This window comes from uncultured Ruminobacter sp., from assembly GCA_902764345.1.
In the GTDB taxonomy this organism is placed as follows: Bacteria; Pseudomonadota; Gammaproteobacteria; order Enterobacterales; family Succinivibrionaceae; genus Ruminobacter.
In genome coordinates this window covers 1-9,363 of record CACWVT010000066.1, presented here as the reverse complement: position 1 = coordinate 9,363, position 9,363 = coordinate 1, and the positions used below count along the sequence as shown (strand labels likewise).

Genomic DNA, 9,363 nt, shown 5'->3' with positions numbered 1-9,363 from the left:
CATAAAAATCAATACATGTTTTTAAAAAACACCTAAACCGCATGGATTAAGGTTGCGCTATGTTTTTCCACTCAAAATCATGTGGGAAAGTTGAGTTATTTATGCATCAGTTTGGCAACATTTTTTGCGATATGGTTTTGTATTGTTCAAAAAACGGCCGGGTTTTTTGATTAAAATATGAATGTTCGTGATTTTTTGCTATAATGACGACAGTTGATGTTCATCACATCTTTGTTCCGACAGGATATTTATTCCGGAATTTTGGATAAAGTGGACTGTCATAGTTGATGAAGAATGATGTTTTACATTGTTTTTCGTTGTTCAATTAAATAAAGAGCCGTAGATTATGATGATTAGACAGCGTACAATCAAAAAGGAAGTTTCCGCTTCTGGTATTGGTTTGCACTCAGGTAAAAAGGTTTCAATGACTTTTAAGCCTGCTCCTGCAGACACCGGTATTGTATATGTTCGTTCTGACCTTAGTCCAAAGGTTTACATGAAGACCTCTGCCGAAATGGTGAGGGACACAGAGCTGTGCACCGCAATTATTAGTGATGATGGTGCAAGAGTGGCAACCATAGAGCATTTAAGTGCTGCACTGAGTGCTACCGGTATTGATAATCTGTATATCGAGGTTAATGCACCGGAACTTCCTGTAATGGACGGTTCCGCTCAGCCTTTCATCTATCTCCTTGAAAGTGCGGGAATTGAAATTCTTTCCGCTCCTAAGAAGTTTATCAAGGTGCTTAAGACCGTCAGGGTTGAGCTTGAGGATAAGTGGGCGGAATTGAAGCCTACCAAGGCAGGTTTCAAGCTTGATCTTCAGATCGACTTCAATCATCCTGCCATGGATAGAAATCTTCAGCACTATAAGCTTGATTTCAACGGTGAACGTTTTCTGAATAATGTAAGCCGTGCAAGAACCTTCTGTTTCATGAAGGACGTAGAGTTTATGCACGCACATAATCTCGCTTTGGGCGGAAGTCTCGACAATGCGGTAGTGATGGATGATTTTCATGTAATGAATCCTGAAGGACTTCGTTATCCTGACGAGTTTGTAAAGCATAAGATGCTCGACGCCATTGGCGATCTTTATATGTCTGCAAAGAGCATCGTTGGTGAATTTAAGGCGTATAAGACAGGTCATCATCTTAATAACATGCTGCTGAGAGCCTTACTGGCTGATGCTTCTGCATACGAGCTTATTACGATAGAAGACGGAAAGCATTGTCCTGAACAGAACAGATTCCTTGAAGAATCTCATGTTCGTGCCTCTGATGCCGTTATCGCCTAGTCTTTGTTGTTATGTTGAAGAATCTGCCTGCGGGCAGATTTTTTTTATGTATTGAATAATATGAAATTTAAAGTGTTGGATCATGAACCTGTTATTGTTAACGGGTGGTTACAGGACGTAATGACTGTCCCTTCGCCAAATTATAATGCCCGCCCGAATAGTGAAATTAGTCTTTTGGTTATCCATAATATTTCACTGCCTCCAGGAAAATTTGGTGGAGATTATGTTGAAAAGTTCTTTAAGGGATGTCTTCCTGCAGATGAAGATCCGTATTTTGAAACAATAAAAGATCTTGAGGTCAGTTCTCACCTTTACATAAAAAGAACAGGTGCCGTGGTCCAGTTTGTGTCGTTTTTGGACAGAGCGTGGCATGCCGGAAAATCCTGTTTTATGAACAGAAATGCCTGCAATGATTTTGCAATAGGCATAGAACTGGAGGGTACCGATGATATTCCGTATACCGATGAACAGTACACCAGCCTGGTTTTGGTTACGCAGGCCATCATGCATGCCTATCCGGGAATAACTCCGGACAGAATAGTTGGGCATGAGCACATAGCCCCTGATCGCAAGACGGATCCGGGGGAATCATTTGACTGGAAGAGATATCTTTCAGAGCTGTACTGATGTGAATATGCCGGAAGGACTTGTTGTAATAATTTGTAATATTTAATTACAGATCTGTAATATGTTCTTGGTTATGTTTGGTTAAAATAGTAAGTAAGAAAAACAAGTTTTTGAGAACCATAGTCTCACTTCGGCAAAAGCCGGGAAGGAGGAATTATGTTAAAGTTTATCCGCATACTGTTAATCTCCTGCATAGTTGCAGCTGGTTTTTCAGGAGTTGCCAATGCACAGGTTTCTGTTTCCGTAGGAGGAGGCGGGGCCGGTATATATGTAGGACCTGACTACGTGGCTCCTCCATATGTTCCTGCTCCGGTGGTTGTTGCTCCGGTGCCTGTCAGACCGATGTATTATAATTATTATCATCATCGTCTGCCGCCTCCACCGCCACCTCACTACCATCACCATCACCACCATCATCATGGTCATGGCCCGGGGCCTTACTATGGACCTAATCCTCATCATTCATACTATGGTCCGAATCCGCATGGTCACCGCAGATAAAGGAATAATGAAGAAGACCGGAAGCTTAAACTTCCGGTCTTCTTGCGTTTATGGTGCAGATATATTCTGAATCCCTTGACGGCACTTGTAACGAAAAAAATTTTCGTTATATAAATTTAGGATGTTTTCATTTATAATTCACCATTGGTGATTTGTTCTTTTTCCCTGCGGGGCAGGGAATCAGATTTGTAAAAGATTATAGTCTTTATTTCAGGCGTAATTTATTTAAGGAGTACGTAGTGTTAGACGCATATCATGCTAAGGTTGAAGAACGTGCCAAAATCGGTGTTGTTCCAAAGCCATTAACTGTAGATGAAGTAGCTGAAGTAGTATCTCTTCTTCAGAATCCACCTGCTGGTTCAGAAGAAGAATTAATTTCCCTTCTTGAAAATAGAATTCCTCCTGGGGTAGATGAAGCTGCTAAAGTTAAAGCTGATTTTCTGACCAATGTGGCAGTAGGTGCGCTCAAGAGTCCTTTGATTTCGCCTGTCAGAGCTGTTGAACTTCTCGGTACTATGCAGGGCGGTTACAACGTAGCCTCTCTCATCAACTTCCTTGAACTTGATGAACTGGCTCCTGCTGCTGCCAAAGCACTGTCTCACACATTACTGATTTTTGATGCTTTTGATCAGGTTGCCGCTTTGGCTGATAAGGGTAATGAATATGCAAAGGCAGTCATTAGGTCATGGGCTGATGCGGAATGGTTTACTTCCCGTCCTCAGCTTGCAGAAAAGGTAACTCTTACCGTGTTCAAGGTTCCTGGTGAAACCAACACTGATGATTTATCTCCTGCCCCTGATGCCTGGAGCAGACCGGATATTCCTTTGCATGCCATGGCCATGTTAAAGAATGCCCGTCCGGGAATTACTCCTGATGAGGACGGAGTTACCGGACCTGTATCCGCCATAAATGCACTCAGAGATAAAGGATATCCGCTGGTATATGTAGGCGATGTTGTAGGTACCGGTTCTTCAAGAAAGAGTGCTACTAACAGTGTGTTATGGTTTATGGGTAATGACATTCCGTTCGTACCAAACAAGAGAGCCGGCGGATTTGTATTTGGCGGAAAAATAGCTCCGATATTCTTTAATACAATGGAAGATGCCGGTGCGTTACCAGTGGAAATGGATGTAACAGCCATGAACACCGGAGACGTGATCGACGTGTATCCTTATGAAGGTAAGGTGACCGTTCATGGAGAGGATAAGGTACTGTCAACCTTTGCTCTTAAGACAGAAGTTCTTCTTGACGAAGTGAGAGCAGGCGGTCGTATTCCTCTTATTATCGGAAGAGGTCTGACTGCAAAGGCAAGAAAGTATCTTAACCTTGCACCTAGTGATGTATTTGTAATGCCTAAGCAGGTCGAAGACAATGGCAAGGGGTATACTCTGGCTCAGAAGATTGTCGGCAGAGCCTGCGGTGTTGCAGGTGTAAGACCGGGAAGCTACTGTGAACCTAAGATGACAACCGTTGGTTCTCAGGATACAACCGGTCCGATGACCCGCGATGAATTAAAGGATCTCGCCTGTCTCAACTTCAGTGCTGATCTGGTAATGCAGTCATTCTGTCATACCGCCGCATATCCAAAGCCGGTTGATGTCGTAACTCACGACACTCTGCCTAAGTTCATTGAGGAAAGAGGCGGGGTTGCGTTAAGACCAGGTGACGGTGTTATTCACAGCTGGTTAAACAGAATGGTGCTCCCTGATACCGTAGGTACCGGTGGTGATTCTCATACCAGATTCCCAATGGGGGTTTCTTTCCCTGCCGGTTCCGGTCTGGTTGCATTTGCCGCTGCTACAGGCGTAATGCCTCTGGATATGCCGGAATCAGTTCTGGTTAAGTTTAAGGGAACCATGCAGCCAGGAATTACTCTTAGGGATCTGGTTCACGCTATTCCTCTCAAGGCTATTGAAATGGGCCTCCTTACCGTTGAAAAGAAGGGTAAGAAAAACATTTTCTCCGGCAGAATTCTTGAAATTCAGGGGCTCTCAGATCTCAAGGTTGAACAGGCCTTCGAGTTGGCTGATGCTTCAGCAGAAAGATCTGCCGCAGGCTGTACCGTTGCTCTTAACAAGGAACCTCTGATTGAATACATTCAGTCAAATATCACTCTGTTGAATTGGATGATTAAGGAAGGTTATCAGAGCAGTGAAACTCTTGCAAAGCGTGTTAAGGCAATGGAAGCATGGCTTGCAAATCCTGAACTGCTTCAGGCTGACGATGATGCGGAATATGCTGCAGTTATCGAAATAGACATGGATGAGATTAAGGAACCTATTCTCTGTGCTCCTAACGATCCTGATGATGCCAGAACTCTGAGTGATGTTGCAGGTCAGAAGATAGATGAAGTGTTTATCGGTTCATGTATGACCAACATTGGTCATTACAGAGCAGCTGCCACCATTCTTGAAAAGTGCAAGAATCAGTTACCTGTTAAGCTTTGGATTGCTCCTCCAACAAAGATGGATAGAGCTGAAATCATTCATGAAGGTCTTTACAGCGTATTCGGCAAGGTAGGTACTCGTTGTGAAATACCTGGATGTTCACTGTGTATGGGTAATCAGGCACGCGTAGCTGATAACGCCACCGTTATTTCAACCTCTACCCGTAACTTCCCTAATCGTCTTGGACAGGGTGCAAATGTTTACCTTGCTTCGGCCGAGCTTGCTACGGTAGCATCTGTTTTAGGCAGAATTCCTTCTAAGGAAGAATATCTTGAAGGAGTTAAGTCTCTTGATGGCAAGAAGGAAAAGATCTACTCATACCTTAAATTTAACGAGATGCCTGAATATAAGGCGTAATGTAATTTAGTCGACACTAAATTTATGTACTAAAAGGCTGTTCCCTGTGGAGCAGCCTTTTTTTTGACAGTGCACGCATTTGGGGCGTTTCGGTTCAAACAGTGCGTTGTTTATGATTTTGTCCTGATATTTTAGCCATTTTTTAATCAAATATTCATGTTTAAATCTGGCACGTTCTTTGAATGTTATAGATTGTTATTTTGGTGAGGAGTGAATCATGAAACTGATTAGTGCGATTATTAAGCCGTTTAAACTTGATGATGTCAGGGAAGCTGTTTCTGAACTTGGAATTGAAGGCATGACAGTGACTGAAGTCAAGGGGTTTGGCAGACAGAAGGGACATACAGAGCTGTACAGGGGGGCTGAATATCAGGTTGATTTTTTACCTAAGGCTCTGCTTGAGGTCGTTGTTAAGGATGAAATCTGCGAAGAGGTTGTTGAAAGTATCGTGAGAGCAGCCAAGACAGGCAAAATCGGTGACGGTAAGATTTTTGTGTACGATTGCGAACACGTAGTAAGAATCAGAACCGGTGAAACCGACGACGACGCTTTATAGTTGAATTTTCCGACAGAATAGGTCTTTATTCACATTCATTTGTCCTGTACTCACATACAGGACTTTTTTAAAATAAGTGTACAGGATCCGGCAACAATGGGTAATTGTGTATACTGTACCGGGTATTAGTTCTCGAATAAATCCCTGATGCTGTCAAAAAGATCGATAATATCCACGTCTATTTTCGGTGTTACGAAAATTGTGTCGTCGCCGGCGATTGTCCCAAGAATTCCTTCAGCCTTTCTTACTGAATCAAGCATTCTGGCAATCATCTGAGCACTTCCGGGACTGGTGTGGATAACTATAATGTTGTTGTTATGTGATATGTCCAGGACAAGAGATTTGATTGTTTTGTCAATTGTTGGAATTCCTGTTTCCAGAGGAAGACAGTAAACCATTACCATTTTGGCATTGCGTCTGCGCACGGCCCCGAATTTTGTAAGCATACGGGAGACCTTAGACTGGTTCATGTTCGAAAAACCTCTGGCAAGTAGAGCATCAGCAATCTCTGTCTGAGAGCTGTAGCATTCAGCTCCAAGTAATTCAAGAAAAACTCTCTCAAGAGAGTCCTGGTTGTTTAGATCGTCCATTGTTCACTACCTCAGATAACAATGGAATTATAACAGGAAAAAGCATGAAAATGCATAATTATGCATTTTATTTGCATAATTTTTTAGAGTTGTAAAGAAAAAAGATTTTTTTGGAATGGCCTTAGATTACTAAAGTTGAAGTGTGTCACGTTTACCCCGAAAGGAATTTTAAAAATTAAGGTGACATAACCTTAAAAATTTGAATTTAAACGTCATTTTAAGGTGCTAAATATAGCAGTAAATAGAGTTTTAGAGTAATATACTCGAATTGAATATATAGTGTATAAGAATAAGTAAAGATTACAGAGGATCCGTAATAATGAAAATTGCAGTTTTAGGTGCAGCAGGCGGTATTGGTCAGCCATTATCTCTTCTTTTGAAAAACCAGTTGCCAAAGGGCTCAGAATTATCACTTTATGACGTGGCTCCGTCAACCCCTGGTGTTGCTGTTGATTTAAGTCATATCCCTACTGATGTGTCAGTAATCGGTTATACCGGTGATGAAGGCCTCGTTAAGGCTGTTTCAGGTGCCTCTGTTGTTGTAATCCCTGCCGGTATGGCAAGAAAGCCTGGTATGGATCGCAGTGATTTATTCAAATTCAATGCAAACATTGTTAAAGGACTGGTTGAGGCCGTAGCAAAGCACGCTCCTAAGGCTTGTATTGCAATTATCACCAATCCTGTAAATACAATGGTTCCGCTTGCGGCTGAAGTGTTAAAGAAGGCCGGTTGCTATGACAGCAAGCGTCTGTTTGGCGTGACCATGCTTGACACTTTACGTGCTGAAACCTTCTGGGGTGATGCAACCAAGACCGATCGTTGTACTGCCAAGGTTCCTGTAATCGGTGGCCACAGTGGTACTACCATTCTGCCTCTCTTCTCTCAGGCTGCTGGTTATGAAGCTATTTCTGCTGAAGAAATCGAAAAGCTTACCGTTCATGTTCAGAATGCCGGTACAGAAGTTGTTGAAGCCAAGGGCTCAGGTTCAGCTACCCTTTCAATGGCAGCTGCAGGTGCACGTTTTGCTCTGGCCATCGTTCGCGGTCTGAATGGTGAAGCTAATGTTGTTGAGCCGGCATATGTTGAAAGCAATACCGGTTACGCACCATTCTTTGCACAGCCGCTGGTTCTTGGTACCGAAGGTGTCAAGGAATATTTACCTATCGGTAAGTTAAGCGCTTACGAACAGAAGGCACTTGAAGGCATGCTTGATACCCTTAAGAAGGATATCCAGCAGGGTGTTGATTTCGTAAATAATAACTAATCACTTACGATTTTTCTGTAAAAAGGTCACATGCAGATGTGGCCTTTTTTTGTATGATCGGGATATATGATAGTGAGATCTTAAATATAAGTTGATTACCTTTTACTGTAAAATTATTGTAGTCTAAATTATAATGTGCTAAACGTTGAATTTATTGGTCTGAATCTGGAAATGTAAAGCCCGGATATTTTTAATGGAATAAGAAATGTTTGAAAATTTAACCCAGAGATTAACTAAAACCCTGCGTAATATAACCGGACAGGGTAAGCTTACCGAAGAGAATATTAAGGATACTCTTCGTGAAGTCAGAATGGCACTTCTTGAGGCCGATGTTGCTTTACCGGTAGTCAAGGATTTTATTGCTGAAGTAAAGGAAAAGGCTTTAGGTACAGAGGTAAATCAGGCACTGAATCCGGGGCAGGAATTTGTAAAGATTGTATATGAAGAGCTGAAGACTGTTATGGGGGATGAATGTGCAGAGCTTAATCTTGCTTCGCAGCCTCCTGCAGTTGTTCTTATGGCCGGTCTTCAGGGTGCAGGTAAAACAACAACTGTTGGTAAACTTGCAAAGTACCTGAAGGATCGTGAAAAGAAAAAGGTAATGGTTGTAAGTGCCGACGTATACAGACCTGCAGCAATTGAACAGCTGAAGACACTGGCTGATACAATAGGGGTTGAGTGCTATCCTTCCACGGTTGAAGAAAAGCCTATTGATATAGTTCGCAATGCACTTGCATCAGCAAAGATTAAGTTTATGGATGTACTCCTTGTTGATACTGCGGGCAGACTTCATGTTGATGAAGACATGATGAACGAAATAAAGGAGATACATGCAGACATCAATCCTGTTGAAACGCTGTTTGTTGTAGATGCGATGACAGGTCAGGATGCTGCCAATACTGCCAAGGCTTTTAATGATGCGTTACCTCTTACAGGCATAATTTTGACTAAGATGGATGGTGATGCCCGTGGCGGTGCTGCCCTTTCAGTTAGAAAGATAACCGGTAAACCTATTAAGTTCCTCGGTGCGGGTGAGAAAATTGAGGCTCTTGATCCTTTCCATCCGGAACGTATGGCCAGCCGTATTCTTGACATGGGTGATATTCTTTCACTCGTGGAAGAAATGGAGCGCAAGGTTGACAAGAAACAGGCTGAAAAACTCGCTCATAAGTTTAAAACAGGTAAGGACTTTGATTTTGACGATTTTAAACAGCAGATTGTGCAGATGCGCAATATGGGCGGTATGATGGGTATGCTTGATAAGCTGCCCGGAATGGGTTCCCTTCCTGATGAAGTTAAAGAAAAGATGGATGATAACATCATTTACAGAAAGGAAGCCATTATTAACTCAATGACAATCAAGGAAAGAAGACATCCTGAGATCATCAAGGCTTCCCGCAAGAAGAGAATTGCCGACGGTGCCGGTGTTGATGTGTCTGAGGTTACCAAGCTGATTCGCGAATTCACCCAGATGCAGCATATCATGAAGCGACTCCAGAGCAAGGGTGGCTTACGTAAGATGCTTAATATGGTCAAGGATCTTATGCCTGCAGCAGGTTTTAAAATGCCTCCGCAGCAGTAAGATTTCATCTGGATTATAACCTTGATTAGTCCTCCTTTTTCAGTTTCCCAAATTTTGCGAGTTTTAACCGATCTAGTATAAAAATTAGTTTTATCAAAATCCCTCGAGAGAGGGATTTTTCAATTTCTAGAGTTTTTCGTAGTCG

Annotated in this window: 8 protein-coding genes; 7 read left to right on the top strand and 1 reads right to left on the bottom strand. The window is 42.5% G+C overall.

What is annotated here, in order from left to right:
- Positions 1-349: 349 nt before the first annotated feature.
- The 5 genes from lpxC (at position 350) to QZU58_RS09230 (ending at position 5,782) form a co-directional block, all read left to right on the top strand.
- A complete protein-coding gene (gene lpxC / locus QZU58_RS09250) occupies positions 350-1,294 on the top strand; it encodes a UDP-3-O-acyl-N-acetylglucosamine deacetylase (RefSeq protein ID WP_294459828.1) in 945 nt (314 codons plus the stop codon).
- Positions 1,295-1,354: 60 nt separating this feature from the next.
- Complete coding sequence (gene ampD, locus QZU58_RS09245; RefSeq protein ID WP_294496239.1) at positions 1,355-1,921, top strand: 1,6-anhydro-N-acetylmuramyl-L-alanine amidase AmpD; 567 nt, start codon at positions 1,355-1,357, stop codon at positions 1,919-1,921.
- A gap of 156 nt (positions 1,922-2,077) precedes the next feature.
- Entirely contained in the window at positions 2,078-2,422 is a 345-nt protein-coding gene (locus tag QZU58_RS09240) for a hypothetical protein (protein ID WP_294459816.1), read from the top strand.
- 239 nt (positions 2,423-2,661) lie between these two features.
- Entirely contained in the window at positions 2,662-5,226 is a 2,565-nt protein-coding gene (gene acnB / locus QZU58_RS09235) for a bifunctional aconitate hydratase 2/2-methylisocitrate dehydratase (RefSeq protein WP_294459813.1), read from the top strand.
- A gap of 217 nt (positions 5,227-5,443) precedes the next feature.
- Entirely contained in the window at positions 5,444-5,782 is a 339-nt protein-coding gene (locus tag QZU58_RS09230) for a P-II family nitrogen regulator (RefSeq protein ID WP_294459810.1), read from the top strand.
- Positions 5,783-5,907: 125 nt separating this feature from the next.
- Here the strand turns inward: QZU58_RS09230 and argR are convergent, their stop codons facing one another.
- A complete protein-coding gene (gene argR, locus QZU58_RS09225) occupies positions 5,908-6,372 on the bottom strand; it encodes a transcriptional regulator ArgR (protein ID WP_294459808.1) in 465 nt (154 codons plus the stop codon).
- Positions 6,373-6,691: 319 nt separating this feature from the next.
- Here argR and mdh point away from each other — a divergent pair, with 319 nt between their 5' ends.
- Positions 6,692-7,636, top strand: coding sequence for a malate dehydrogenase (gene mdh, locus QZU58_RS09220; protein ID WP_294459805.1), 945 nt, complete (start codon positions 6,692-6,694; stop codon positions 7,634-7,636).
- Between the two features lie 205 nt (positions 7,637-7,841).
- The gene (gene ffh, locus QZU58_RS09215) at positions 7,842-9,218 is read left to right on the top strand and encodes a signal recognition particle protein (RefSeq protein ID WP_294459802.1); all 1,377 of its coding nucleotides are present in this window, start codon (positions 7,842-7,844) and stop codon (positions 9,216-9,218) included.
- The last annotated feature ends 145 nt before the right edge of the window (positions 9,219-9,363 follow it).

Coding starts and splice junctions, on each gene's coding strand:
- QZU58_RS09240 (WP_294459816.1), top strand. CDS start 2,078: ATGTTAAAGTTTATCCGCATACTGTTAATCTCCTGCATAGTTGCAGCT.
- mdh (WP_294459805.1), top strand. CDS start 6,692: ATGAAAATTGCAGTTTTAGGTGCAGCAGGCGGTATTGGTCAGCCATTA.
- ampD (WP_294496239.1), top strand. CDS start 1,355: ATGAAATTTAAAGTGTTGGATCATGAACCTGTTATTGTTAACGGGTGG.
- argR (WP_294459808.1), bottom strand. CDS start 6,372: ATGGACGATCTAAACAACCAGGACTCTCTTGAGAGAGTTTTTCTTGAA.
- lpxC (WP_294459828.1), top strand. CDS start 350: ATGATTAGACAGCGTACAATCAAAAAGGAAGTTTCCGCTTCTGGTATT.
- QZU58_RS09230 (WP_294459810.1), top strand. CDS start 5,444: ATGAAACTGATTAGTGCGATTATTAAGCCGTTTAAACTTGATGATGTC.
- ffh (WP_294459802.1), top strand. CDS start 7,842: ATGTTTGAAAATTTAACCCAGAGATTAACTAAAACCCTGCGTAATATA.